General features: G+C 58.7%; 22 protein-coding genes and 1 pseudogene. 12 read left to right on the forward strand and 11 right to left on the reverse strand.

Annotated features, from left to right (window positions below; all coding sequences use genetic code 11):
* Position 1 precedes the first annotated feature (1 nt).
* From ACM5SV_RS22015 to ACM5SV_RS22030, 4 genes are read right to left on the reverse strand one after another with little or no spacing between them, the layout of a single operon-like run.
* Positions 2-1,129: an ABC transporter permease gene (locus tag ACM5SV_RS22015; RefSeq protein ID WP_012758638.1), complete on the reverse strand. Its 1,128-nt coding sequence runs from the start codon at positions 1,127-1,129 to the stop codon at positions 2-4.
* Positions 1,126-2,871 carry an ATP-binding cassette domain-containing protein gene (locus tag ACM5SV_RS22020; RefSeq protein WP_222015887.1) on the reverse strand — a complete coding sequence of 582 codons (1,746 nt, stop codon included), beginning with the start codon at positions 2,869-2,871 and terminating at the stop codon, positions 1,126-1,128. The genes ACM5SV_RS22015 and ACM5SV_RS22020 overlap by 4 nt, the downstream gene beginning before the upstream one ends.
* Positions 2,868-3,881, reverse strand: coding sequence for a secretion protein HlyD (gene hlyD, locus ACM5SV_RS22025; RefSeq protein WP_222015888.1), 1,014 nt, complete (start codon positions 3,879-3,881; stop codon positions 2,868-2,870). The genes ACM5SV_RS22020 and hlyD overlap by 4 nt, the downstream gene beginning before the upstream one ends.
* A complete protein-coding gene (locus tag ACM5SV_RS22030) occupies positions 3,878-4,579 on the reverse strand; it encodes a CerR family C-terminal domain-containing protein (protein WP_017994935.1) in 702 nt (233 codons plus the stop codon). Before ACM5SV_RS22030 ends, hlyD begins: the two co-directional genes overlap by 4 nt.
* Before the next feature lie 843 nt (positions 4,580-5,422).
* Between ACM5SV_RS22030 and ACM5SV_RS22035 the strand changes: the two genes are divergently transcribed.
* Positions 5,423-5,737, forward strand: coding sequence for a hypothetical protein (locus tag ACM5SV_RS22035; protein ID WP_012758634.1), 315 nt, complete (start codon positions 5,423-5,425; stop codon positions 5,735-5,737).
* A 45-nt stretch (positions 5,738-5,782) separates the two neighbouring features.
* On the opposite strand, the gene ACM5SV_RS22040 is transcribed toward ACM5SV_RS22035, so the two are convergent.
* Complete coding sequence (locus tag ACM5SV_RS22040; RefSeq protein ID WP_012758633.1) at positions 5,783-6,799, reverse strand: NAD-dependent epimerase/dehydratase family protein; 1,017 nt, start codon at positions 6,797-6,799, stop codon at positions 5,783-5,785.
* Positions 6,800-7,080: 281 nt separating this feature from the next.
* Here ACM5SV_RS22040 and ACM5SV_RS22045 point away from each other — a divergent pair, with 281 nt between their 5' ends.
* Positions 7,081-8,037, forward strand: a complete 957-nt coding sequence (locus ACM5SV_RS22045) for an endonuclease/exonuclease/phosphatase family protein (RefSeq protein ID WP_222015889.1) — start codon at positions 7,081-7,083, stop codon at positions 8,035-8,037.
* A gap of 37 nt (positions 8,038-8,074) precedes the next feature.
* Here the strand turns inward: ACM5SV_RS22045 and ACM5SV_RS22050 are convergent, their stop codons facing one another.
* From ACM5SV_RS22050 to ACM5SV_RS22060, 3 genes are all read right to left on the reverse strand, one after another.
* A complete protein-coding gene (locus tag ACM5SV_RS22050; protein WP_222015915.1) occupies positions 8,075-8,380 on the reverse strand; it encodes a hypothetical protein in 306 nt (101 codons plus the stop codon).
* 118 nt (positions 8,381-8,498) lie between these two features.
* Positions 8,499-9,926 carry a mannose-1-phosphate guanylyltransferase/mannose-6-phosphate isomerase gene (locus ACM5SV_RS22055; protein ID WP_012758630.1) on the reverse strand — a complete coding sequence of 476 codons (1,428 nt, stop codon included), beginning with the start codon at positions 9,924-9,926 and terminating at the stop codon, positions 8,499-8,501.
* Between the two features lie 39 nt (positions 9,927-9,965).
* Positions 9,966-11,390, reverse strand: coding sequence for a phosphomannomutase (locus tag ACM5SV_RS22060; protein WP_128406835.1), 1,425 nt, complete (start codon positions 11,388-11,390; stop codon positions 9,966-9,968).
* Between the two features lie 236 nt (positions 11,391-11,626).
* Between ACM5SV_RS22060 and ung the strand changes: the two genes are divergently transcribed.
* From ung to ACM5SV_RS22075, 3 genes are all read left to right on the forward strand, one after another.
* Positions 11,627-12,328 (forward strand): uracil-DNA glycosylase, encoded by a 702-nt coding sequence (gene ung / locus ACM5SV_RS22065; protein WP_012758628.1) that lies wholly within the window; start codon positions 11,627-11,629, stop codon positions 12,326-12,328.
* 189 nt (positions 12,329-12,517) lie between these two features.
* On the forward strand, positions 12,518-13,450 hold the full coding sequence (locus ACM5SV_RS22070) for a VOC family protein (protein ID WP_012758627.1): 933 nt from the start codon (positions 12,518-12,520) through the stop codon (positions 13,448-13,450).
* A gap of 11 nt (positions 13,451-13,461) precedes the next feature.
* Positions 13,462-14,067: an alpha/beta hydrolase gene (locus tag ACM5SV_RS22075; RefSeq protein ID WP_222015890.1), complete on the forward strand. Its 606-nt coding sequence runs from the start codon at positions 13,462-13,464 to the stop codon at positions 14,065-14,067.
* 101 nt (positions 14,068-14,168) lie between these two features.
* Here ACM5SV_RS22075 and ACM5SV_RS22080 read toward each other — a convergent pair whose 3' ends face one another.
* The gene (locus tag ACM5SV_RS22080; protein WP_012758625.1) at positions 14,169-14,411 is read right to left on the reverse strand and encodes a KTSC domain-containing protein; all 243 of its coding nucleotides are present in this window, start codon (positions 14,409-14,411) and stop codon (positions 14,169-14,171) included.
* A gap of 348 nt (positions 14,412-14,759) precedes the next feature.
* Here ACM5SV_RS22080 and ACM5SV_RS22085 point away from each other — a divergent pair.
* Positions 14,760-15,074, forward strand: a pseudogene (locus ACM5SV_RS22085) (TolC family protein); the annotation flags it as partial.
* Entirely contained in the window at positions 15,075-15,866 is a 792-nt protein-coding gene (locus ACM5SV_RS22090) for a metallophosphoesterase (protein WP_222015891.1), read from the forward strand.
* A gap of 114 nt (positions 15,867-15,980) precedes the next feature.
* Here the strand turns inward: ACM5SV_RS22090 and ACM5SV_RS22095 are convergent, their stop codons facing one another.
* Both ACM5SV_RS22095 and ACM5SV_RS22100 read right to left on the reverse strand, forming a co-directional pair.
* Positions 15,981-17,309 (reverse strand): UDP-glucose dehydrogenase family protein, encoded by a 1,329-nt coding sequence (locus ACM5SV_RS22095; protein WP_012758623.1) that lies wholly within the window; start codon positions 17,307-17,309, stop codon positions 15,981-15,983.
* 268 nt (positions 17,310-17,577) lie between these two features.
* A complete protein-coding gene (locus ACM5SV_RS22100) occupies positions 17,578-18,177 on the reverse strand; it encodes a transglutaminase-like cysteine peptidase (RefSeq protein ID WP_012758622.1) in 600 nt (199 codons plus the stop codon).
* Between the two features lie 308 nt (positions 18,178-18,485).
* Between ACM5SV_RS22100 and ACM5SV_RS22105 the strand changes: the two genes are divergently transcribed.
* The 5 genes from ACM5SV_RS22105 (at position 18,486) to ACM5SV_RS22125 (ending at position 25,226) form a co-directional block, all read left to right on the forward strand.
* Complete coding sequence (locus ACM5SV_RS22105) at positions 18,486-19,910, forward strand: O-antigen ligase family protein (RefSeq protein WP_012758621.1); 1,425 nt, start codon at positions 18,486-18,488, stop codon at positions 19,908-19,910.
* Positions 19,911-20,199: 289 nt separating this feature from the next.
* Positions 20,200-21,411 (forward strand): polysaccharide biosynthesis/export family protein, encoded by a 1,212-nt coding sequence (locus ACM5SV_RS22110; protein WP_050563528.1) that lies wholly within the window; start codon positions 20,200-20,202, stop codon positions 21,409-21,411.
* Between the two features lie 78 nt (positions 21,412-21,489).
* A complete protein-coding gene (locus ACM5SV_RS22115) occupies positions 21,490-22,194 on the forward strand; it encodes a hypothetical protein (protein ID WP_012758619.1) in 705 nt (234 codons plus the stop codon).
* Between the two features lie 51 nt (positions 22,195-22,245).
* Positions 22,246-24,522: a polysaccharide biosynthesis tyrosine autokinase gene (locus ACM5SV_RS22120; protein WP_003561870.1), complete on the forward strand. Its 2,277-nt coding sequence runs from the start codon at positions 22,246-22,248 to the stop codon at positions 24,520-24,522.
* Positions 24,522-25,226: a hypothetical protein gene (locus ACM5SV_RS22125; protein WP_222015892.1), complete on the forward strand. Its 705-nt coding sequence runs from the start codon at positions 24,522-24,524 to the stop codon at positions 25,224-25,226. The genes ACM5SV_RS22120 and ACM5SV_RS22125 overlap by 1 nt, the downstream gene beginning before the upstream one ends.
* The last annotated feature ends 43 nt before the right edge of the window (positions 25,227-25,269 follow it).

Genomic DNA, 25,269 nt, shown 5'->3' on the forward strand with positions numbered 1-25,269 from the left:
CTCAACCGATCCTCTTTCTGGTGCTGCGGGCTGCAAGCACGAACATGATGGCGCCGATCGTCAGCATCACGCCGATCGCCTGCAGAAACATCGGCCAGATATCGCCGGCCAGGAACACCGTCTGCAGGCTGGGGATCAGGTAGCGCGCCGGCACGATGAAGGTGATCCACTGGATCACGGTCGGCATGGAATTGATCTCGAAGAGGAAGCCAGACAGCAGGAAAGCAGGGAGAAAGGCCGAGATCAGCGCCAGCTGCGAGGCAAGGAACTGGTTCTTCGTGGCCGTCGATATCAACAGGCCCTGGCCAAGCGCCGGGATCAGGAAAGCGGCCGACAGCGCATAAAGAGCAGCGACGGAGCCGCGGAACGGCACGCCGAAGAGAAAGACCGCAAGCAGCACGCAGAGCGTCATCGAGGTGAGGCCGAGCAGAAAATAGGGCAGGATCTTGCCGGCGAGCAGTTCGACCGCTGTCACCGGTGTCGCCATCATCGCTTCCATCGTACCCCGCTCCCATTCGCGGGCGACGACGAGCGAGGTCAAAAGCGTGCCGACCAGCGTCATGACGATGGCGATCGAGCCGGGCACGAGGAAATTGCGGCTGGTCAGTTCAGGATTGAACCAGAAGCGCTGTTCGACCGAAATGGCGGGACTGTGGGAGGCGACGTCCGCCTGCCTCTGCCGCTCCCAGTTGGCAACGGTGCCTTGGGCATAGTTCTGCACGAAATTCGCCGTGTTCGGTTCGGAGCCATCGACGATCACCTGGATATCGGGGCGGTTGCCGGCGGTGTAGCGCGTGGTGAAGTCGGCGGGGATGACGACGATGCCGCGCAGCTTGCCGAGCACGAGGTCTTCCTCGAACAGACGCCGGTCGCGGCCGATGGCCACATCGAAATAGCGCGAGGCCTGGAAACTGGCCGAGAGATCCTGCGTCAGCGGCGTCATCTCCTCGGTCACGAGGCCGATGCGGGTGCGGGTGGTATCGAGCGAGACGCCGTAGCCGAAGAGAAAGAGCAGGATCAGCGGCAGCACGAAGGCGATGAGGATGCTGCTCGGATCGCGGATCGCCTGGAAGCTTTCCTTGCGCACGAGGGCCAAGAGACGTCGCATCCGGCCGGAAGAGGTGCTCATGCTGCATCCTCCTTCTCGGATTGCTGCACCAGGGCGATGAAGGCATCCTCCATTGTCGGGTCAGGCAGCTCCTTGGTCGCGACGCGGGCCTTCAATTCATCGGGCGAACCAAGCGCGATCGAGCGGCCGCGATAGATCAGCGAGATGCGGTCGCAATATTCCGCCTCGTCCATGAAATGGGTGGTGACGAGCACGGTAACGCCCTTTTCGACCAGCGCGTTGATATGCGTCCAGAATTCGCGCCGGGTGATCGGATCGACGCCGGAGGTCGGTTCGTCGAGGAAGAGGGCGCGTGGCTCGTGCATGACGGCGCAGGCAAGCGCCAGGCGCTGCTTCAGGCCAAGCGGCAGGTCCTTGGCCGGCTGGCTGATATGGCGGCCGAAATCGAAGATGCCGGCCATCAGGTCAATGCGCTCGCGCCGGTGTCTTCCGCGAAGGCCATAGACGCCGGAGAAGAATTCGAGGTTCTGCATGACGGTCAGATCGCCATAGAGCGAGAATTTCTGCGCCATATAGCCAAGCTGGTTGCGGGCTTCGGCGGCATCGCGACGAAGGTCGAAACCGGCGACGCGGCCTTCGCCACCGGTCGGCTTCAGCAGGCCGCAGAGCATCTTGAAGGTGGTGGATTTGCCGGCGCCGTTCGGGCCGAGCAGGCCGAAGATTTCGCCGCGACGGATATCGAAGCTGATATTGTCGGCAGCGGTGAAATCGCCGAAGCGCTTGGTCAGCCCCTTGGCCTCGATCACCGGCCTGATGTCGTCGCCTTTCGTCGGCCCTTGCGCCTCGGCCAGTCTCGATCGGCCGCCAGGACCACCACCCAGCATGTCGATAAAGGCATCCTCGAAGCGCGGCGGGGCAGGGGTGAGCGTCGCGCCATCGCCGGCCGCGCCGATATCCGGTTTCTTGTCCCTGGCGGCGACGAGGCGGATCGCTTCGCCCTGGATCACGCCGTCGATGACGCCATCGGCCTGCAGAAGCCCGGCGAGCACCTGCCGGCGGCGCCCTGTCATGCCCGAGACGCGGAAAACCCGGTCGCTAACACGGCCGGTCATGTCATCAGGTTTTCCCGAAAACAGCAGCTTTCCCTGGTTCAAGAGCAGCACATGGTCGCAGGCTTCAGCCTCGTCGAGATAGGCGGTCGACCAAAGCACGCCGATGCCTTCCTTCGTCAGGTTCTCGACCATCTTCCAGAGGTCGCGGCGCGAGATCGGATCGACGCCGACGCCCGGCTCGTCGAGCAGCAGCAGGCGCGGCTTCTTCAGAAGCGCGCAGGCAAGACCAAGCTTTTGCTTCATGCCGCCGGAGAGCTTTCCGGCGAGCCTGCCGGTGAAACGCTTGAGGTCGGTAAAAGTGAGCAGTTCGTCGAAGGCGCTTGCGCGTTCGCTTTTCGGCAGGCCCCGCAGATCGGCATAGAGATCGAGGTTTTCCTGCACCGAAAGGTCCTCATAGAGACCGAAGCGCTGCGGCATGTAGCCGATCGCCGCCTGGATGCCGGCGGGGTTCTTGCGCGTGTCGAAGCCGAGAACCTCCATCGTTCCCGTGTCGGGCAGCATCAGGCCGGTCATCAGGCGGATCAGCGTCGTCTTGCCGGCGCCGTCAGGGCCGACGAGACCGGTGATTGCGCCGCTGCCAATCGTGCCGGAGACGGCGTCAAGGGCGGCTGGCGCATCGCCGAAGCGCTTGGTGACACCGTCGATCCGGACGAGCGGCTTGTCGCCCCGGCCGGTCTCGGCGGCGGTCATTGTCCGCCCGCCGTCGGCGTGGGAAAACGCACGGTAACCGGCATGCCCTGGCGCAGATCCGGGCCGGGCTTGTCGATGACGATCCTGAGGCGATAGACGAGGTCTGTCCTCAGTTCCGGCGTTTCCACCGATTTCGGAGTGAATTCGGCAACCGGCGAGATGAAGCCGATCGTGCCTTCATAGGGTTTGTCGGGCGCCGTATCGGAGGTGACCGCAACCTTCATGCCGGGATGGATGCGGCCGAGATCGGGTTCGGCAACATAAGTGCGCACCCAGACGGGTTCCGTCAGCGACAACACGAAGACGGTGTCGGCGGGGGAAACGATAGCGCCGTTCTCCCGCACACGGGAGAGCATGACGCCGTCGTTTGGCGCGCGCAGTTCGGTATCATCAAGCGAGGTGCGGGCCGAAGCGAGCGTTGCCTCCGCCGCCTTCAGCTGGGCGTCGGCAGCGGCGATATCCTCGACGCGGGAGCCTTCCAGCAGTAGTTTCAACGCCTCGTTGGCGGAGTCGGAGCGTGCGGCGGCCATCGCCCTTGCAGCGGTCGCCTGATCAAGGCTCGCCTCGGAAATCGTGCCCTGCGGGCGCAACTGGCGGGCGCGGTCATAGGCGAGGTTGGCATTGCGGAGATCGGCAATACTTTCGTCATAGGCGGCGCGCGCCTGGGCGATCTCGGTCGGCCGCGGACCGGCCTTCAGCTTGTCGAGCGTTGCCTGAAGGGCTGCGACATTGGCTTCGCCCGAGCGGACCGCGAATTCATAGGGTGCTGCATCGAGCTTTGCCAGAACCGTTCCAGTTTTGACGAGGTCGCCTTCGTCGGCATGGAGTTCGGCGAGGCGGCCGCTGACGCGGAAGCCGAGCGAGACCTGGCGGATATCGACATTGCCGTAAAGGACGAATTCGCGGCTGGCCTCAGGCAACCAGCCGAGCTTTTGGGGCAGCGCGTACCACCAGGCGGCGGCACCCGCAGCAACGAGAAGAAGGATGACGAGGGGAAGGACGCGTTTCATGCTGCACTTCCTTTCGGCGGGCCGATGGCATCGACCAGCTCTGCGGCAAGGCCCCGCACGGTTTCCACCTGTTCCGGGCCGACGCCGTCCCATTCCATCTGGGCGAGCACGGCTGCATGGGCGACACGAAAGACGAGGATGCTGCCGAGAAGGGTAAAGGTGCGCAGGCGCACATGTTCCGAGGCGGGATCCTCATGAAGGATGGCGCCGATCAGCCGCCGGCCCATCTCGATCATCGGCCGCATGAGGCCCTGATAGACCCGTGTGAAGGCTTCGGTCGGTTCCATCTGCTCGCGGATCAGGAAGCGCGCCCAGGATTCGGATTCCTTGCCGACGAACAGCGTCACCATGGTCTGCAAAATCTCGGTCAGGAAATGGCGAGCCTCCGCTTCACCGAGCGATTTTCCCGCCGCGTCGAGCGCCAGCAAATGCGCGCCGACGCGCGCCCTCATGTCACCGACATGCGTATTGATCCGCATCATCAGATATTCGGCGGTGGCGATGTAGAGACCTTCCTTGCTGCCGAAATAATAAGGGATTGCCTGCAGGTTGACGCCGGCCGTTTCTGTGAGCTGGCGTGTCGAGGCGCCGTCGAAACCATAGCGGCCGAAGACGTCGAGGGCGGCGGACAGCATCTTCTGGCGCGCGATATCGGCACGGGCGGACGCCGGTGACTGGCTGTCGTGTTCTTTGATCATGACAGTTTTATAACATTGACGACAAAGTAAGTCAATCGATTGATATATTTCGAGAGCAAGTGTTGTCGACCGATGCCTTTGCTGATGCGAAGGTGACATCGCTCATGGCTGGATGCTTTGCCTGATTGGGGATCGAGATGTGCCGTTCAGCGGTTCAGCGTCAATTCGGACCAGGCGGTCTCAGCTGTTCTGCAATGTCCGGAAAGAAGGCAAAGAGGCCCGTGGGAACGGGCCTCTCAGGGTTCTAGGGGTAGGGAAGATGAACCAAGCCTCGGGGTCGGCTGCTAAACAGGTAGCGATACAGTATCGCTAATTTTCACGACACTAATGTGTCTGGCGCCAACCGACTGCGAAACAAAAAGCCCGCCACTTTTTCGTGATTCCTGTGACCATGTTTTGACACAAAACTGCCTTGCTCGTTCCGTATCGCCGGTTCGATGCGTATTCAGATTTATATCATCGCGCTACTGCTCAGCGCCATCATGTGGTCGATCTCGTTCGATGCGGCCCGCGAATCCTATCATGCCGCGCAAAGCGCGGGAGTGATGCCGAACCTTCATATAAACAAGAAGCTGGATCGCATTTTGTAGACTGCGATACAGCGTCCAGGTCATTGCCGATGTTGCATTCCCGGCTCGCGGCCGGGATCTATTTCCTTATGCGTTCCGAGCCCTTCCGGACAGAAAATCAAATTTCGTAAAATTTGACCGATCCGCTTAAAAGCCCTGAAAATACTGATGTGTAGAGTGGTCTCATGAAAGCGACCGAAGCGTGGACAGACGCGTCGATCGTTTGGAGCCGGGCAAACCGAACGCCCGCCGATCCGCAAACGGGGACTTCGACATGCACAGAACTTTTGCCGCCATCGCCTTGAGCCTGACCATCACTGCCGCTGCCGAGCCGGCATTCGCCATCGGCCCAGCCAGCCTTGCCCGCGACCTGATGTACACCTCCGCCATCGGCCATTCGCCCGAGGTTCCGTTGACGACCCGCGCCGGTTTCGTGCGCCCCGGCGTTCCGTTCGTCCTGCGCAGCCCGGCCGAGATCGAAGGCGAGGGTTACCGGCTCAAGACCTATTCGCAGAGCCTGACCGTTGTTGTCGACTACGTGTTTTCGACGGCGGTCGAGGCCGTACAAGCGGTTGCGTTTCTGCGCTGACACCTGACTAGATTCTAGGTCGATCCGGCCTAGAATCATCCTGATCTAGGCGTCGAGTTCGCTGCGTACGTCGAGATACCAGTCGACGAAGGCCTTGACGCCGACATCCAAGGTCGTATCCGGCTTGTATCCGGTCAGCGCGACCAGCAGATCCGGGGCTGCGAAGGTGCGCGGCACGTCACCCTTCTGCATTGCCAGCATCTTGCGAATGGCAGGACGGCCGAGCGCCTTTTCCACCGTTTCGACGAAATCCATCAGGCTGACCGGCTGGCCTCCGCCAATATTGACGACACGGAAGGGCGCCTGGCGCGAGAGCGTTTCGACAGCCGTGTTTTCGAGGCGATTTTCCTCGGACGGGACGACCGCCGATAGCCTGACGATCGCCTCGATGAGATCGTCTATATAGGTGAAGTCACGGCTCATGTTGCCTTCGCCGTAGATCTCGATCGGCTGGCCTTCAAGCATGTTCTTGGTGAATTTGAACAGCGCCATGTCGGGCCGGCCCCATGGGCCATAAACGGTGAAAAAGCGAAAAGCCGTGGTCGGAATCTTGTGAAGATGGGCATAACTGTGCGCCATCAGTTCCATCGATTTCTTCGTCGCCGCATAGATGGTCAGCGGCTCGTCGGCGCGATCGGTCTCGTGAAAGGGGACGGTCGCATTGGCGCCATAGATCGATGATGTCGAGGCCAGCATCAGATGGCGGATTTCGACGCGCCGCGCAATTTCCATGATGTTCCACGAGCCTTCGACATTCGAGCGAAGATAGGCCTCTGGATTTTCCAGGCTGTAGCGCACGCCGGCCTGCGCGGCGAGATGAATCAGGATATCGGGCTTGGCCGCCAGAACCGCCGCTTCCAGCGCTGGCCGGTCCTCAAGCATTGATATGACGGGTCTGAAGGCCGGAAACTGGGAGAGTGCGGCATGGCGCATCTCCTTGAGCTTGACGTTGTAATAGGGAGTGAGTCCATCAAAGCCTGTGACGTCATGCCCTTCCTGCAGCAGGCGCCTGGCCAGATGAAAACCGATAAAGCCGGCAGTCCCTGTAATGAAGTAGCGCATTCCCACCTTTTCTCGGCTCCCTGCCGACGGCAAAGAGCCGATTCCGTATCAAGTGACCCCACTTACAAGATAAAAAGAGGCCGAGTCGATAGGCCTTTGAAAGAGAAGGCCACAGCACTGTCCCTACTGCCGGCCGCCTGTCCGCCGCTGCCTTGCCGGATGAGGACGAGACTATCGATATCGTCTGCCGGTCAGCCGCAACTCTCTGCCGTTATGCTGCGTTGCAACATGATTGCTGGCATGTTATGGCCGGCCGGTCGTCTGCAAGCAGGTCAGGATCGATGAGAGATATAGTTTATTGGATTCTCTGCGCCTTTCTGACCGTTGCCATCGCCATCGTGTCGTTACGCTATGTCACGAACTTCTGGCTTCTGTCCTTCGTCTACAGCTTTCAGGTTCACCTCGGCGTCGTGTTCGTCGCCGCCAGCCTCGTCATTCTGGCCATCAAGAGACAGATTTACGGCTTCATCCTTCTGCTTGCCTCGCTTCTTCTCGTCGCTCACGGCGTCATCATGCTGCGCGAGTTCTCGGAGGGCGACAGAGGCACCGACAGGCCGCCGCTTTTTCGTCTGATGTCGTTCAACATCGCGATCGACAACTGGAAAAACTCGACTGAAATCACCGATATGGTGATCGCGTCGAATGCCGACGTCGTCAATCTGCTCGAAGCCAAGCCGCTGACGTTCCACCTGCAGCAATTGTTCAAGGCCTACCCCTACCATATCGGTTGCGATGCCGGGAAGGATACATGCGATACGCTGGTGCTCTCCAAACGCCCGTTCGTCAGCCGTCAGGTCGCAAGTATGGGTAGTCTTCGAAAAAGCAGGCTTGTTATAGCAAGCGTCGACTTCGGCGGCGAAACTATCAATCTGGTTTCGGCGCACCTGACCAAACCATATTTCGACGATTTCCAGATGGCTGAATTGGAAGATCTCGGCAAAGCGCTTGGCTCGATCGACGGCCCTCTGGTGCTGTCAGGTGATTTCAACTCCTCGGCGATCGCCCCGAGCATCCAGGTTTTCCTGCGCGAGCAAAAGCTGAAAACGATCACGCCAGAACCAGCAACATGGCCGATCGGCGCCGGCGCGCTCGGGATCGCCATCGACCACATATTTGCGCGCGCGCCGCTTCAGCTGACATCGCTGAAACGTCTCGATGATAATCTCGGCTCGAACCATTCGGGCCTGGTCGCCGACTTCGTTCTCGACAAGGACCGCGAAACTTCACCGGCAAAATGATTTTGCCTGGGCACGGAAATCTTGCCGGGGCCACAAATCAGAATCTGGTTCGGCCGCCTTTTTTGTCGATCATCTGAAACCTCTTGCCGTCGGTCTTCACGTTGACGCAATCGGTCTTCTTGCTGGGGAACAGGACGCACACCTGGCCATTGGTTATCTTGTAGCCATTCTTATTGCCGTCGCGATATTCGTAGCCGTTCTTGGCTTCTTTCAGTTCGGACGTACCGGGCAGGTGCTGGCGAATTTCCGACTCGTTTGCGGTTCGCATGCTTGCCATTTCGGCAAACGCCATTCCCGGCACCATGATTGCAAGGAATCCGGCGAGGACGGGCAAGGTACGCATCAGGGGGATATCTCCGGTCATGTCTGTCGGTACATCCATTCTACGAGAACCCCAAGAGGAAATTCAACAGTGAGGAAGGTCGCGCCGGAAAAGGCCCGACCATCGCTCCGGCTGCGATTTACGTTCTTCCAAACTCATCGACGATACGGATGATGTCGTCCTCGCCGAGATAGGAGCCCGTCTGAACCTCGATGAGCTCGAGAAGAATCTTGCCGGGGTTGGCGAGGCGGTGGACTTCGCCGAGCGGGATGTAGACGCTTTCGTTCTCGCGCAGCATCCGCACGTTCTCGCCGACCGTCACCTCAGCCGTTCCCTTGACGACGATCCAGTGTTCGGAACGATGGTGGTGTTTTTGCAGCGAGAGCTTCTTGCCCGGCGTGACGAAGATACGCTTCACCTGGAAGCGGTCGCCGTTGAAGATCGAGGTATAGCCGCCCCAGGGTCGATAGGATGTCGGATGGGTTTCGGTGAATTTCGCGGTAATGGAAGAAGACGCCAGCATCTTGACCAATTGTCCGACATTCTGGCTGTCTTTGAGCGGTCCGACATAGACGGCGTCCTCGCTGGCGATAACGGCGACATCCTCCATGCCCTGGACGGCAAGATGCACACCACGGGTCATGACGAGCGAATTGCGGGTATTGACGACGGTGGTGTTTGCGGCGGCGACATTGCCGTTGTCGTCGCGGGCGCCTGATTTCCAGACAGAATCCCAGCTGCCCATGTCCGACCATTTGAACGGCGAGGGGACGACGGCTGCCTTGGAGGTCTTTTCCATGATCGCATAATCGATGGAGATATCGGGGCTCTTGGCGAAATGGTCGGCGTCGAGACGGGTGAAATCAAGGTCGCGGCTCGCCTTCGAAACGGCCTTGCTGGCCGCCTTCAGCACATCGGGTGCATATTCCTGCAGTTCGGCGATAAGTTCCGTCACCGGGAACATGAAGATGCCCGAGTTCCAGTAGAAGCCGCCGTCGGCGAGCATCTGCTCGGCCTTCTCAAGTGCCGGCTTTTCGACAAAGCGCTTGACCTTGTGCGCACCGTTTTTGAGGGCATCGCCGATCTCGATATAGCCGTAGCCTGTCGCCGGCTCAGTCGGGTTGATGCCGAAAGTGACGAGGCTGCCGTCGGCAGCGGCATCGCGGGCGATGCGGATGCAATCGAAATAGCTCTTGTCGGCGAGAATTTCGTGATCAGAGGCGAGCATCTGGATGATGGTGCCCTTGCCGAACAGCTCGCCAGCGAGCGTTGCAGCGGCGGCCACTGCTGCGGCTGTGTTGCGGGCGACCGGTTCGAGCAGTACGGCAGCGAGCGGGATGGCAAGCTCGCGTGCCTGCTCGGCGACCAGGAAGCGGAATTCCTCATTGGTGACGACGATCGGGGCTTCATAGAGTTCGGGATCGGAAACGCGTTCAAGAGTTTCCTGAAACAACGTCTTGTCGCCGACGAACTGGATGAATTGTTTCGGTGCGGTGGCACGGGAAAGCGGCCAGAGCCGCGTGCCTTTGCCGCCGGCCATGATCACGGGAACGATTTTCTGCGTCATAGGCGGGTTCCTTGAAGTAAACGGCTTGTTGGTCGCATGTTACCGGGCGCCTGCCCAGTCTGTTATTCGATTGAGCCCTGTATTCAGCAGCTCCAGGGCTGCAGCTTCGCTGCCGGCCTCCGTGTAGCAGCGCATTTCCGGGGCATTGCCGGACGGGCGGAAATGAATGATGCCGCCATCTCTCAGCGTCACCCGAAGTCCGTCGATGTCGGATTTCGTCGCTACCTCGCCGATCGGCTGCAGGAAAGCCGAGAGATTTTCGTCCGAAGCACGCAGATGTTCCATCAGTGCGGCACTCGTCTCCAGCGGAAAATTCTCCAGGCGGTCGGCGGCGGCAAAGGGCAGCTGATAGGAGGCGGCAACGGCCGAAAGCGGCTGCTTGCGGATGGCTGCGAGCGACAGGATCGCGAGCATCGGGATAAAACAATCGCGTGTCGGCAAGGCACGCACGTTCCGGCCGTTGATATCAAAGGCGGTTGCGGTCAGCAGCCCGCCATTGGCTTCAAAGCCCATGACATGATCCTTGCCAGCCGCCACGGCCTCTTCCATGCCTGAAATGACGAAGGGTGAGCCGACGCGGGTGCGCCGCACGGCGAAAGAGCCCGCGGCCTCGATGCCGGAATTGGAGGTAACCGGTGTCACCACCGTGCCGGCGTCGAGGAAATTGGCTGCCACAAGGCCGAGAAGGTCACCGCGCAACGGCGTGCCGGTTTCGTCTGCGACCAGCGGACGGTCGCCGTCGCCATCGGTCGAGACGATCGCATCGAACTTGTGCTCGGACACCCAGCGCTTCATCAGCGTGATCGTCTCGTCTGAAACGGCTTCGGTGTCGACGGGAATGAAACTCTCCGAACGTCCAAGAGCGGTGATCTCGGCGCCGTAATGGGCGAGAACATCAACCAGCAGGTCGCGGGCGACGCTGCTGTGCTGGTAGACACCGATCTTCATGTCGGACAGCGCGCCCTGCGGAAGCAGGGCTGCATTGCGTTCGAAAAAGAGCTGCCGGCAGATCGCTTCATGCTCCTCCGTCTCGGCTGGCGCCTGCGCCACCGTTTCACCGGTTCGCTCGATCTCGGCCGCCAATGCGGTGATAGCAGCCTCGTCCGATTTGTCGATCTCACCATCCGGGCGATAAAACTTGATGCCGTTGCGGTCCGCCGGAATATGCGAGCCCGTCACCATCAGGCATGCGGCCTTGCTCTCGAGACCATAGAGGGCAAGGGCGGGTGTGGGGACGGTGCCACAGTCGAAGATCCGGAAGCCGAGGGCGGCAAGCGCACCGGCACAATTTCCCGAGATTTCAGGGCTTGAATCGCGAAAATCGCGGCCGATCAGAATGACGTCGCCGGCCCGCGCCTTGCCGGTCTGCAGCAGATATTTGCCGAACGCGGTGGCGTAGAGGGCAGAGGCGCGTCCCTTGAGGTCGACGGAAAGTCCGCGAAGGCCGCTCGTGCCGAATTTCATGGGAAGACATGGCTCCGATTTCACCATCAAAGTTCTACTCAGGCCGCCTGCCGGCGTAAATACCAAAGCCATCATATAGTTAAATACGGACGACGATGCCTCGGACAGCCGCGCAATCTTCTCTCACCGAATTCTGAGGGTGTAGACCATTGCCGAGCCGGCAGGCATTGCAGCGTAGATCGATTTTGTTAGAACCGTGTGTCCGTTGTTTCGTCATATGCGAAGGATTTTCCTAGATGAGCGATACATCCATCAGTCTCGAGGGGAGCTGGAAGGCCGCGCTGGAGGGGGAGTTTTCGAGCCCCTACATGCAACAGCTCAAATCCTTCCTCGTCACGCAGAAAGAGGTCGGCAAGCGGATTTTCCCCAAGGGCAGCGAATATTTCCGCGCCCTCGATCTGACGCCGATCTCCAACGTCAAGGCCGTCATCCTCGGCCAGGATCCCTATCATGGACTTGGGCAGGCCCATGGGCTGTGTTTCAGTGTCCGGCCGGGCGTGCGCATACCGCCCTCCCTGGTCAATATCTACAAGGAGATGGAGACGGATCTTGGCATAGCGCCGGCACGTCACGGTTTTCTCGAACATTGGGCAAAGCAGGGCGTACTCCTGCTGAACAGCGTGCTGACCGTCGAGGAAGGGCAGGCGGCTGCTCATCAGGGCAAGGGGTGGGAACGCTTCACCGACGCCGTCATCCGCAAGGTCAACGATGAATGCGAATCCGTCGTCTTCATGCTCTGGGGTTCCTATGCCCAACGCAAGGCCGCCTTCGTCGACACGACGCGGCATCTCGTGCTCAGAGCGCCGCATCCCTCGCCACTTTCGGCCCATAACGGGTTTTTCGGCTGTGGGCATTTTTCGAAGGCGAATGCCTTCCTGCAGTCGCGCGGCCGTGCGCCGATCGACTGGCAATTGCCGGCCGATCCCCATGGGGCCTAAGCGGGACGCAATCTTTCAGATTCGCTGCTGCACACTTTTGCGCGACATGCTTTAGTGTGAACACAAGTCGATGTTCGTTCACTAAAAGAAGACAATGCGTTTTGCTCTGCGGGTCTGTTATACGGGCGCTTCAGCGCGCATCTTAGCCTCATCGAAAGCCCGCAACGGCGGGCATGAAAGGGGTTTGACATGCTCGATCAGATCAAGGGTCTGCACCACGTCACGTCGATGGCGCAGGACGCCCGCACCAACAACCAGTTTTTCACCCATGCGCTCGGCCTGCGCCGCGTCAAGAAGACTGTCAATTTCGACGCGCCTGATGTCTATCACCTCTATTATGGTGACGAGACCGGTGCGCCCGGCACGGTCATGACCTATTTCCCGTTCCCGAAGATGGCGCAGGGCCGTCCCGGCACCGGAGAGGTCGGCACGACGGTGTTTTCCGTTCCCAAGGGTTCGCTCGGCTTCTGGAGCGATCGCCTTGCCGCGCTTGGTGTCGGCGGCCTGAAGGCCGAGGAAAGTTTCGGCGAAATGCGGCTGAATTTTTCCGGCCCCGATGGCGATGGCTTCGCCCTCGTCGAGGTCGAGGATGATACCCGCCAGTCCTGGACACATGGCGGCATCAGCGAGGACCATGCCATTCGTGGCTTCCACTCCGTCGCCATGCGGCTGAGGGACGAGGGCGCAACGGCCGAACTCCTGAAGTTCATGGGCTATGAGGTCGCCGAGGAAAGGGACGGCGTCAGGCGGCTGATCATGCCCTCCGGCAATGGCGCGCATCTCATCGATCTCGAGACCATGCCGAACATTGCCCGCGCGCTTCCCGGCGCCGGCTCCGTCCACCATGTCGCCTTCGCCGTCGAAAACCGCGAGAAGCAGCTCGAAGTGCGCAAGGCACTGATGGACACCGGCTATCAGGTCACGCCGGTGATCGACCGCGATTATTTCTGGGCGATCTATTTCCGCACGCCGGGCGGCGTGCTGTTCGAGGTCGCGACCAATGAACCTGGCTTCGACCGCGACGAGGATACGGCTCATCTCGGCGAAGCCCTGAAACTGCCGCAGCAGCACGCCCATCTTCGCGCGCTGCTCGAGCAGCACCTGCAGCCGCTCGAAGCGTAAGGAGAGGCGATATGACCGAAACCGGATATGTGCACCGGCTGCATGCCGGTGCACCTGATAAACCCATCCTGCTGGTGCTGCACGGCACGGGTGGCGACGAGAACCAGTTTTTCGACTTCGCTCGGCACCTGCTGCCCGAAGCGACGATTCTCTCGCCGCGCGGCGATGTTTCCGAACACGGCGCGGCGCGGTTCTTTCGCCGCACCGGGGAGGGGGTCTACGACATGCCCGACCTTTCCCGGGCGACGGAGAAGATGGCCGCCTACGTCAAGGCATTCGCGGACGAGTACCAGGCTTCCAATATTCTCGGCCTGGGTTTTTCGAATGGCGCAAATATTCTTGCCAATGTCCTGATCGAGAAGGGTATCTTCGATGCCGCGGTTCTGATGCACCCGCTCATTCCGTTTCAACCCGAAGCCCAGTCGCCGCTGGCGGGAAGAAAGGTGCTGATGACGGCCGGGCAGCGAGACCCGATTGCGCCTGTCTCCATGACCGAGGCGCTGTCCGAACATCTGAAAAACCGAGGGGCGGAGGTCAGGACGGTCTGGCATCCCGGCGGTCACGAGATTGCGCCGCTCGAGATCGATGCGGTCCGCGATTTTCTCGGCCTTTATTGACGTGTGCACCGCCGCTCGGCGGGAAAATGATTGCGGGACCGGGAATGCCGGTCCCGCATCTTTGCTGGAACAATGATCCTATCGTCGTGATCGATAGGACATTAGGGGCGAGGAGGATATTTGCCCCTGATTGCCTTCATGTAGAAATTTCCCGGTGATTCCGCCATCGTCAACCCGACGACGACGCCCTTGGGAACGCCTTCATATTCTCGCCTCTGACCGTTGGTCAGATAGACCCGTAGATGCCGGCTGTCTTCGTCGTAGGTGATCGCCTCGATAAGTTTCGAATCAACCGCAGTTTCCACTTTGCACCCCGCAGTTTTGGATCTGAGATTCCTGATCAAGAAATGTCATTCACACTCGCAACGCGCCATCATCATGCTGCGCCGCGGGGGCGTCAAGCATCATCTTCTTTAACGTTTATTTTTTCCTGATGGCTCTCGTTATGGTTGATTTTTGCAGCTTTTCCGAAGGTCTCGCCTGTGGATATCCGATACCCGTGGCTCCTCCATTTGGCGAATATTAGCCGATAACGTCGCGAGAAACGCAATAATCGCCGGTTTAACGTCGGATTAACCATCATATAGCAAACTATAGCGTAATATTAACCGCAGCACCCTCCCAAGTATGAATGATTACATCCGCAAGACCTCGCCGCTGCAACGACCAATATCGGTGTTGCCGAGTCGCAGGCGCTGCGCGCTCAGATGAAGACCACGCAGGAGACTCTTGCGCTTTCAATCGGGAGCCACAAGGATGGACGATCATCCTTGCTTGATGTGCTGGATGCGCAGCGTTCGGCCGCGACCAGTCAGACCAACCTGGCGCAGGCGGTGCAGCAAATGGCGAAGGACTATGTCACTCTGAATGTGGCAATTGGTTCCGGTTACAACTTCGGTGGGCCGCGATCAGGCCAAATTCTTATGAACACTGAGCCTCATGCCGTTGCAGCGATGGATAAGAGATGGATTATTTCCGACAACCCGCCATTCGGTCGGGTCTCATAAATGGGTTCCATGTTTAACTATCTAGGGCCATGGCGACAACAGATACAGATACTGGCTGGCAACCGTAAAAAACGCGCTCGGCTGACGTTTGCCGAAGGCGAATTCGCTGCGGTCTACGCGATGAGCGATGTTCACGGCTGTTATAATGAACTCGTTGAGGCACATCGCCGCATCGAGCAGGATGCCGCGCGCATTCCGGGACCGAAACTCATCGTCATGCTCGGCGATTATGTCGATCGCGGGCCCGATTCGAGCGCGGTGCTGGAGTTCCTGAGCAAGACCTCGCCGCCGGGGTTTCAACGTCTCGTCCTGTGCGGCAATCATGACGCGGAGCTGGTGAAGCTCTATCGCAAACCGGCGAGCATTCTCGAATGGCTCGGCTTTGCCGGAACGGAGACGCTGCACTCATACGGTATCGATATCGAGCATCTGCTGCAGTCGGCGGCTGGAAGCGAAACAATCGCCCGCGTCATTCGCAACATGATACCCGAACGGCATATCCAATTCCTTGAATCATTGCCGATCATGGTGCGGATGGGAAGGGTCGTCTTTGTTCATGCGGGCATCAAGCCGGGCATCGACCTCAAGAAGCAGAAGGACAGTGACCTCATGTGGATCCGTCAGCCCTTCCTGAATGAAGGGCCGCAGCTTCCGGTCCTGGTGATCCATGGGCACACCCCGGCGCGAATCCCGACATTCGGCCCGCAACGCATCGGCATCGACACTGCGGTTTCGGCGACGGGCCGGCTGACCGTGCTGACGATAAAGGGAACGCGGGTCGGAATTCTTTAAGTCGGCGAGCATGGTGTCGTCCGAAACGCTTGCACTTTCGGCATCATGCTCAAAACCAAACGCCGCGGTTTATGCTCCGCGGCGTCAGGACGATCAGATATTCAGCAGGCTATCTCAGGCGCCGGTCACGTCCTGATAAAGGTTGGTGCCGATGCCGGTATAGGTAAAGCCGTGTTTGCGGACCTCGTCGCTGCGGTAGATATTGCGCAGATCGACCAGGATCGGAGCGCGCATCGACTGCTTCAAGCGATTGAAATCGAGCGCGCGGAACTGGTTCCATTCGGTGACGATGACAAGCGCATCCGCACCAGCGGCTGCTTCATAAGGGCCGCTCGCATATTCGATGTTCTCGATCACCTTACGGGCGTTTTCCATGCCCTCGGGATCGTAGCCAACCACTTCGGCTCCGTTGTCCTGCAGGGTCTGGATGACTGCGATCGCCGGGCTGTCGCGCATATCGTCGGTGTTCGGCTTGAAGGTCAGGCCGAGGATCGCGATCTTCTTGCCGCGAATGTCTCCGCCGACGGCCGAAATGACTTTGCGTCCCATTGCCCGCTTGCGGTTGTCATTGATCGAGATCGTCGTCTCGATGAGACGCATCGGCGCGTCGTAATCCTGCGCCGTCTTGGCAAGGGCAAGCGTATCCTTGGGGAAGCACGAACCGCCGTAACCCGGGCCGGCATGCAGGAACTTGGAGCCGATACGGCCGTCGAGACCGATTCCGCGCGAAACGTCCTGGACGTTTGCGTCGACCCGTTCGCAGAGATCGGCGATCTCGTTGATGAAGGTGATCTTCATTGCGAGGAAGGCATTGGCCGCATATTTGATCAGTTCCGAGGTGCGGCGGGTGGTGAAGACCAAGGGGGCCTGGTTGAGATAGAGCGGGCGGTAGACCTCGGTCATGGTTTCGCGCGCCCGGTCGTCGTTCAGCCCGATGACGATACGGTCGGGCCGCTTGAAGTCTTCGATCGCCGCACCTTCACGCAGGAATTCCGGATTGGAAACGACGGCGACATCCGCCGCAGGATTGGTTTCGCGCATGATGCGCTCGACCTCGTCTCCCGTGCCGACCGGCACCGTCGACTTGGTGACGATGACCGTGAAGCCTTCCACATAGGTGGCAATCTCGCGTGCAGCGGCATAGACATAGGAAAGGTCTGCGTGGCCGTCGCCGCGCCGGGACGGCGTGCCGACTGCGATGAACACGACATCGGCGCTGCGGACACTTTCGCCGACATCCGTCGAAAACGACAGTCGGCCGGTGCTGGTATTTTCGGCGACCAATTGTTCCAGACCCGGCTCGTAGATCGGAATGCGGCCTTCGCGAAGGGCTTCGATCTTACTCAGATCCTTGTCGACGCAGATGACGTCGTGGCCGAAATCCGCAAAGCAAACGCCTGAAACGAGGCCGACATAGCCTGATCCAATCATCGTGATGCGCATATTTCCCTCAAATCATTAGAGTAGAACGTCATGCTGCGTCGCAGCATGAGTTCGTCATAGTTAATCTGGACGAAAAGACAATACCGAAGATCGCCTGGTACCCATATCGGAAATCGAACTCCGGGCACCGCAGCTTACCGCGCGCTGCCCCGTCGATAGCCAAAACATAGGTTTGTGTGGGCGATATGACAAGTCGAGCGGCTCGTCAGAGCAGGCTCGACTTCAATCCGGAAACTGGATCAATCAGTCTATGTCGCTGCCTCGGCTGTTATAGCCGATACCAGACGTAGGGGTCTGTTCCCGATTGAATCTTGTCCCAGCGCAGATCGGTATCGCGCCAGTTCTTGATGCTACTTTTCCGGTTGTCGAGGACGAGATCGCCCCTGTCGGTTCTGACGACGAGGACCGCATGTCCTTCACCGGAGGGCGTATATGCCGTCGCGATCCGCAAAGCGCGCGACGACCAGCCCATCGCGATTAGCCGGCTGCGCTTGGTCAACGCGAAATCTTCGCAGTCGCCGCTGCGTACATTTACCTTCCAGACGTCGCCATTCAGTTCGTTGCGGGAGTCGTTCCGGCCGACCATCGTGCGATTGACGGCGGTGTTGACGTCATTCAGTTGCAGCATTTGCTTGTCGGTCATCGCAACGACCGCCAAACCGTTGTTGTCGCGGCATTCGGTCGGGTTCTGGGCGCAGAACAGCACCTGGGCGAAAGGCGGAATGATCTTGCCTTTTTCAGAGATATAACTGACCGCCGAATTACCGGTCAGACCGCGGGCAAAACCTGCGGGACCGGCGGCAAATGCCGAGCACGCATTGCCTGCTGTAAGGGCCAGTGCCAGAAGTGTAACGAATGTTTTCTTCATCTCTTAAATCCCTGTCAGGACAACCGATTGAGATCAGGCTTGCCTTTTTTCTCGGTCAATGGCATGGCGATCTGATGATCTGCCAAGTATTGGGCGCAGAATATCTGTCCCGTTTCTGCTGCTTGGAAGGAGCATAGCCGGGCCTTGTCTCGATTGGCTTAAACCTTTCGCGACAATTTTAAACGATGTGGAATTCTGTTACACTTTAGCACGCAAGTGCTTGATGTTCAACTTATGTTAGTACGAGTAAATTAATCTCTTTGGTTGCAATGGCTTTGGTCGCTGCCTACTCTGGTAAACGAATTCACATGTTCTCCAACCTCATCAATAAGCGGGTCTTGCGAGAGGTTTTGCTTTTTGCCTTCATCGGCCTCGTTATATTGACGCTCATACCGTTCGGGAGCGTTACACCCTTTCCCTTCGCCTTCGCCGCGATCGGGATGTTTGTCCTCGCCATCATTTCGGGATTGCTGTTTAGAGAGCCGAGACAAAGCAGATGGGTTTTCAGTATCGCTTTGTTTCTACTCGTCGTCCTGGCGGGCTGGGCGTTCATCCAAACCACCGAACTGCCCGCCAATTGGTTGGCGAATCCCGCCTGGAATGCTGCGCGTGACCTTGCAGGTGCCCAGTCCGCGGCGATCTCGGTCGAACCGGCCGACACGCTCGCGTCGATCCTCTGGGTCGCGCTGCCTTTCGTCACGTTCCTGACCGGGCTTCTCTTATGCGATACCGATCAGCGCGCGAGGAAAGTGCTCACCGGGCTCGGGCTTACGGCGGGTATCATCGCTGTTTTCGGCCTGATGCAGTTTTTGCTGTTTCCCAAAATTTTGATCGTCGTCGAAAAACACGCCTACCTCGACAGCCTGACTGCGGTCTTCGTCAACCGTAATACTGCTGCGACCTTCCTCGGGCTTGGAACGCTGCTGATGCTGACCTTGGTCAGGGATATTACCCGAGCCTATTCGAAGTATCCGCCCGGCGAGCCGGGCCGAAACGCTCTCCTCTTGAGATCGTGGATCTATATCCTGTTCTTATGCGCATGCTTCACCGCGCTGATGCTGAGCCGCTCGCGCGCCGGGATATTTGCGACCTTTGTTGCCGCTCTCGTCTATTTTCCATGGCTTGTCATTAATTGGAACGGCTCGAGGCGTCATCTGAGACCGGCGCCAAGATGGCGTTCGCTGCTGAAGCTCCTCTCGGCGATTGCTTTCGTCGTACTGTTGCTGACCGTGTTTGCGGGCCAGGCGATTTTGCGTGCGCAAGAGCGGCGACTCGAGGATGACGATCGGTTTTGCATTCTGCCGGGCATATGGCGTGCCGTCTCGGATCATTGGTTGACGGGAACGGGGCTCGGAACCTTCCGGACCGTGTTTTCCGCCTACCGCGATCCGGCTTGCGGTATTTTTGGAGTCTTCGACCGTGCGCATAATTTCTATCTCGAAGGATTTCTGGGCCTCGGAATATTGTTCCCGATTGCGACAGTCCTTGCCTTGTCGGTGCTTGCCAGAGTGTTCTGGCACGGGCTCGCCCAAAGACGGCGTCTCAGGCACTATGTTCTTCTTGGCCTAGCGGCGACCGTTTTGGTCGCCCTTCATGCGGCGGTCGATTTTTCGCTGCAGATACCGGGTTTTGCTGTGTTTTACTCCGCCTTCCTGAGTGCGGTTGTCGCGATATGTCTCGGGCGTAGCAACGGAGAGGCGGACATGGCATATGAGCGGCCGTTAACCACGTAAAGTTTAAATGGATGGATTTTAATAAGATTTTCGGAAAAGATCGATTGTGCAGGTGCGAACGGTTGACTCTGAAACCCAAGAAATTTTATAGCGGGTGCAGCCTTCGGATTGTTGCGACGCAAGAAAAGTCGGGCCGAAGTCGTTTTTCGCTTCCTAAGGGGCTCGGCGTTGCCAGCCTGCCACAGTTAGGGGATTGTTAATCGGCTTTCAGTGTTATTGATCGGGGATTGTCTTGTATTTTGTCAGATCGCGGGGCAGTAGCTTCAAGGGCGTCAACACAGGGTATTCTATGGGTTGTTCTCGTATCGGTAGTACACGCGTCGCCATTGTTGTAGCGCTGACGACTATATTGGCAAGCTGCACGTCGTTACCAAGATCCGGTCCCGATCACAAAGACGTTGATCGAGATGCAGCGGTGAAAGTGACGACGAAGGAACGTCGTGTCGGTATCGACTACGCCCTGGTTGATCTCAGCAAGAACGTTCTGTCGTATTTTACCGCTCCCCAGCCGACCTCGTTCAAAGGGTTTGGTGGTGGCCGAGGCGGGGCGCCCGAAATTCCACTCGGTTACGGCGATGTCGTTTCGGTTGCCATCTTCGAAGCTCAGTCCGGCGGTCTCTTCATTCCGTCCGATGCAGGTAGCCGACCCGGCAATTACATCTCGCTGCCAGAGCAGACCATCGATAGAAACGGAACGATCACAATTCCCTATGCGGGTCGGGTTCCGGCTGCCGGTCGCCTGAAGGAGACCGTAGAGCAGGACGTCGAGGATCGCCTGGCGAGCCGCGCGATCGAACCGCAGGTAGTTATTACGACAACGACAAGCCGCTCCAGTCAGGTTGCCATCCTCGGCGATGTCAACAATCCGCAGCGCGTTGAGATCAGCCCGGCGGGTGAGCGTGTTCTCGATGTCATTTCCGCCGCGGGCGGTTTGACGACCAACAATATCGAAACGAATGTGACGCTGCAGCGCCGCGGCAAGACGGCAACCGTCGCCTACACCACGCTGTTGAAGAACCCGGCCGAAAATATCTATGTCGCACCGGATGATACGATCTCGATCGATCATGAGCGCCGTACCTTTCTTATGCTCGGCGCCGCAGGCACCAGTGGCCGCTTCGATTTCGAAGAGTCTAACCTGACCCTTGGAGAGGCAATCGCCAAGGCGGGCGGCCTGCGCGACGACCGCGCCGATCCGGCTCAGGTCTTGCTCTATCGTCTTGTCCCGAAGAAAACGGTTCAAGCGATGCACGTGGACACGACGAGATTTGCGAGTGAAATGGTTCCAGTGATCATCCGTGCGAACATGCGTGACCCGGCAACCTTGTTTGCTGTTCAGCAGTTCAAGATGGAAGACAAGGATATTATCTATATTTCCAATTCGGACTCTGTTGAACTGGTCAAGTTCCTTGACATCGTGAACTCGGTATCATCCACTGTTTCCGGAGTGACCGACGATGCGAATGATACCCGTAACGCGGTACAGGATCTTGGAAATTGATTGAAATAGGTCGCCGGCATCGGTCTGAATGATCGATGCCGGAGGCTTATAGCGGATTTGATGAAGGAAATTGTGGTTATGGCAAGATCGGCTGTTTATCGTAAGCTTGCATATAGCGGAATTGCCGTCGCGATGTATGTCGGCATGAATTCAAGCGCCTTTGCGGCAGCCTGCCTAGGACCGGCAAATCTGACATCCGTCGATATAAGCGGGTTTACGGCTAGCCCCGCCGTCCTGCTCGACATGTCCGATCCGTTGGTTCTGTCCTCGCGTGTTCGCGCGCTGGTCGGAAGCAGTAATGATGCGCTGTCGCCGGTGATCGAGCAGGCCAAGAAGGCTAACGCCGTACAGATGGCGGCGATCGGCTCCGGTCTCGGGCGGGCTGCAAACAGCTGCCAGGTGACGGATCCGCAATTCAAGCTAGCGATCGAAAAGGCTGTTGCCGACGCGGCGAGCGCTGATCCGAACCTGGCGCCGCTGCTTGCAGCCTTTGCAAAGGTCCTTGCCGAAGGCGGGACCGCGGCGCTCGGTCCGGGTGCAAGTGCCGCCGCCGCATCCGGCATCGGCAATGACGGGCAAGTTGGACAAACCGGGCCTGGAGCGGACGATGGTACGCCGTTCGACGGCGCTGCGACGACTGCGGGTACGCTGAAGGTTTCGAATGCCGGCTCGGATGATTCATCGTCGACTTCAACGACGACGATCGTCAGCACCGGAGCGGGAGGCCAGTCGTCTACCGACCCGACGGAGTCGACGAGTCAGAGTGTCCCGGTCATACAATAGCTGGAATTGCCCTTAGATCTTAGCGCTTGACGCCTTTGTTGGAGATCGAAATTGCTATCGCCAGATAAACTTACGCCGCGTATCGACCCCTCCCGCGATACCGGAAATGATGCTGATTTCATCGATTTCGACAAGCTCATCGCAATCGCCCGCCGACAGTGGCGGATGGTTGCGGCGTGCGGTTTCGCCTTTGCCATTCTCGGCATTGTGTATGTCTTGACTTCGGTGCCTGTCTACACCGCCGACACCAGCGTGCTGATCGACCGCAGCGATAGTCAGGTGATCAACCAGCTGGCGGCGTTCGGCCAGATGGACGATGACGAAGGTACTGTCCTCAGTCAGGTCGAGCTGTTGAAGTCCGACACCATCGCCTATGCTGTTGTCGACAAGCTGAAACTCGTCGACAATCCGGAGTTCATGGGACCGAAAAGCTCGCTTTTTTCTGTTTCAACGTTGAAATCCTTTATGAATTTTCGGTCGTGGTTTGCCGATGACGCAGCCGTCGCACCTGATCCGGAAATGAGGCGGCGAGGCGCTGCCGAGACTGTCGCAGGCAATATCGATGTCGAACGCGTCGGCCGCTCCTACGTCCTCGATGTCAGTTATACAGCGCAGTCGCCGGACCTAGCGCGTGATATCGCGGCTGGGATCGCCGACGTCTATCTGGTCGACAAGCTCAATTCGAAATACGAGGCGACGCGCCGGGCCGGCCAATGGCTGCAGGAGCGCATCGAAGAACTCCGGCAGCAGGCGCTGGACACCGACCTTGCGGTTCAGAAATTCCGCGGCGAGCATGGGCTTGTCGAGGCCGGATCCGGTACGCTGATCAGCGAGCAGCAGCTTTCCGAGATCAATACGCAATTGATCAATGCGCAGGCCGAGACGGCAAAGGCCGAGGCACGGTATGCGCGCGTCAAGTCGATCATCGACGCCAAGCAGACCGATGCGATCGTCACGGATGTGCTCGACAGCTCCATTTCCAACGACCTGCGCAAGAAATATCTGGAGGCTTCCAAGCTTGAGACCGAAATTGAGGCGCGGCTCGGTCCCGATCACGTCCAGGCGGTTCGGCTTCGTGCGGAAATGGAAGAATATAAAAGGCTCATGTTCGATGAGTTGAACCGCATCGCCGAGAGCTACCAAAGCGAGCTGCAGGTCGCGAAATCGCGGGAAAACTCTTTGCGCGACAGTGTTACACAGGCGACGGGCGTAGCCGCAACGGCTGGCGAAACGCAGGTACAGCTTCGCGAGCTCGAGCGCACGCGCGATACCTACAAGAATCTCTATCAGAGCTTCTTGACGCGCTACCAGGAAGCAATTCAGCAGCAGAGCTTTCCGATTACCGCTGCGCGAATCATCACGACGGCGGAGACGCCGACGAAGCCGAGCGCTCCGAAGAGAGCTCTCGTTGTTGCTTTCGCGATGTTCGTAGGATGTGCATTTGGCAGTGGTATAGCGGCCTTCCGCGAATTCCGAGATCGGTTCTTCCGCACCGGCGATGATGTCCGGGACGTGCTTGATGTCGAGTCTCTCGGGGTCATGCCGCTGATTGAAAATAACGTCGACGATCCGACGCTCGTTGATCCCAGCAATCCGCGAAGCATCGCCAGGGGCGGAAAGACGACGACCTATGTCGAGGAGCATCCACTCTCGGCATTTGCCGAGACGCTTCGAAGCGCCAAGATTGCGATCGACCTCAGTGCTGCCGATCAGCGCTGCAAGGTCATCGGCGTCGTGTCGAGCTTGCCTGGCGAGGGGAAGTCGACGACATCCATCAATTTCGCCAAGCTCCTGGCAATGCAGGGTGCGCGTTGCCTGCTTATCGATGGCGATATGCGCAATCCCGGTGCCACCCGGGCGATCGGCCGCCATGCCGAGGCAGGCTTGCTCGAGGCGATCGTCGACAGCCGTCCGCTCAAGGACCTGATCCTTCTCGATCCCAAGACAAAGCTGGCATTTTTGCCGACGGTGGCAAGGTATCGTGTTCCGCATTCGTCGGAACTGCTTGCCTCACGCGGCATGGATCAGCTTCTTGAAACGGCGCGTCAAAGCTTCGACTATATTATCGTCGACCTACCGCCCTTGGCGCCGGTCGTGGATGCGCGCGCTATCAATTCGAAACTCGATGCGGTGGTTTTCGTTATCGAGTGGGGAAAGACATCGCGCAAGGTCGTGCAGTCGACCCTGCTGTCCGAGCCGGAACTCTATGCGAAGTGCGTCGGTACTATCTTGACCAAGGTCGACCCGTCGCAGATGAAACTCTACCGGACATTCGGTTCGAGCGAATACTATTATAAGCGTTATTCGCGATACTATACCGAAAGCTGATGTTCCGCAGTCAGTCCGTTTCGATTACCAGGATCGCCTTCGTTATCGTCAGCGTCGTCTTGGTGGTGCTGGCCGGTCGAGAGCTCTACGCTTCGATAAGAACGGCCAGCATCTCGATCGTCGCCGAAAGGATCGAGCGTGGCGAGACCGTTGCGGATGATGTCGTGACCAAATATGCGTCGCGCAGTGTCGACGTCGTTGACGGACACTATTGCCGATCCGACATCGTGGCTGCTGGCGTAACCCTCGTTCTGGCGCAACTCGATCGGCAGAATGTCAATGTCAATTACGACGGCTGGGCCGCTGCGGCCTCGAGTGCGCGCCAATATCTGCGGCATGCGCTTTCGTGTATGCCGACGAACAGCAATTTTTGGCTTCGTCTTGCGGCGGTGCAGTCGACAATTGCGGAAGAGCCGGCCTCGATCGCGGGAATGATGAAGCGTTCGGTTGCGCTTGCGCCGTACGACCAGGTGATGATCCTGACGCGATTTTATTTCTGGAACGATTTCACCAATGCAACACTCGCCGCGGCAGCGCGCGCGCTCGATAGCGATCTCGTGACCATGCTGAAACGGGGCGATCGTTGCAGGGTCAATGCCACGATAAGAGAGATCAGCCCACAGCTTCGCCCGATCTTCGATCGAAGCTGGACGAGCGTTGGAGAGGCCGCGACGGCGCGGTTCCGACAGCGCTGCAGCACGTAAATCATCGAGACAGGTTTTTAAAGACTGTTCCGAGTTCGTTGCC

Source organism: Rhizobium sp. CRRU65 (assembly GCF_048551595.1).
Taxonomy (GTDB): domain Bacteria; phylum Pseudomonadota; class Alphaproteobacteria; order Rhizobiales; family Rhizobiaceae; genus Rhizobium; species Rhizobium leguminosarum_J.

Coding starts and splice junctions, on each gene's coding strand:
- ACM5SV_RS22015 (WP_012758638.1), bottom strand. CDS start 1,129: ATGAGCACCTCTTCCGGCCGGATGCGACGTCTCTTGGCCCTCGTGCGC.
- ACM5SV_RS22020 (WP_222015887.1), bottom strand. CDS start 2,871: ATGACCGCCGCCGAGACCGGCCGGGGCGACAAGCCGCTCGTCCGGATC.
- hlyD (WP_222015888.1), bottom strand. CDS start 3,881: ATGAAACGCGTCCTTCCCCTCGTCATCCTTCTTCTCGTTGCTGCGGGT.
- ACM5SV_RS22030 (WP_017994935.1), bottom strand. CDS start 4,579: ATGATCAAAGAACACGACAGCCAGTCACCGGCGTCCGCCCGTGCCGAT.
- ACM5SV_RS22035 (WP_012758634.1), top strand. CDS start 5,423: ATGCACAGAACTTTTGCCGCCATCGCCTTGAGCCTGACCATCACTGCC.
- ACM5SV_RS22040 (WP_012758633.1), bottom strand. CDS start 6,799: ATGCGCTACTTCATTACAGGGACTGCCGGCTTTATCGGTTTTCATCTG.
- ACM5SV_RS22045 (WP_222015889.1), top strand. CDS start 7,081: ATGAGAGATATAGTTTATTGGATTCTCTGCGCCTTTCTGACCGTTGCC.
- ACM5SV_RS22050 (WP_222015915.1), bottom strand. CDS start 8,380: ATGCGTACCTTGCCCGTCCTCGCCGGATTCCTTGCAATCATGGTGCCG.
- ACM5SV_RS22055 (WP_012758630.1), bottom strand. CDS start 9,926: ATGACGCAGAAAATCGTTCCCGTGATCATGGCCGGCGGCAAAGGCACG.
- ACM5SV_RS22060 (WP_128406835.1), bottom strand. CDS start 11,390: ATGAAATTCGGCACGAGCGGCCTTCGCGGACTTTCCGTCGACCTCAAG.
- ung (WP_012758628.1), top strand. CDS start 11,627: ATGAGCGATACATCCATCAGTCTCGAGGGGAGCTGGAAGGCCGCGCTG.
- ACM5SV_RS22070 (WP_012758627.1), top strand. CDS start 12,518: ATGCTCGATCAGATCAAGGGTCTGCACCACGTCACGTCGATGGCGCAG.
- ACM5SV_RS22075 (WP_222015890.1), top strand. CDS start 13,462: ATGACCGAAACCGGATATGTGCACCGGCTGCATGCCGGTGCACCTGAT.
- ACM5SV_RS22090 (WP_222015891.1), top strand. CDS start 15,075: ATGGGTTCCATGTTTAACTATCTAGGGCCATGGCGACAACAGATACAG.
- ACM5SV_RS22095 (WP_012758623.1), bottom strand. CDS start 17,309: ATGCGCATCACGATGATTGGATCAGGCTATGTCGGCCTCGTTTCAGGC.
- ACM5SV_RS22100 (WP_012758622.1), bottom strand. CDS start 18,177: ATGAAGAAAACATTCGTTACACTTCTGGCACTGGCCCTTACAGCAGGC.
- ACM5SV_RS22105 (WP_012758621.1), top strand. CDS start 18,486: ATGTTCTCCAACCTCATCAATAAGCGGGTCTTGCGAGAGGTTTTGCTT.
- ACM5SV_RS22110 (WP_050563528.1), top strand. CDS start 20,200: ATGGGTTGTTCTCGTATCGGTAGTACACGCGTCGCCATTGTTGTAGCG.
- ACM5SV_RS22115 (WP_012758619.1), top strand. CDS start 21,490: ATGGCAAGATCGGCTGTTTATCGTAAGCTTGCATATAGCGGAATTGCC.
- ACM5SV_RS22125 (WP_222015892.1), top strand. CDS start 24,522: ATGTTCCGCAGTCAGTCCGTTTCGATTACCAGGATCGCCTTCGTTATC.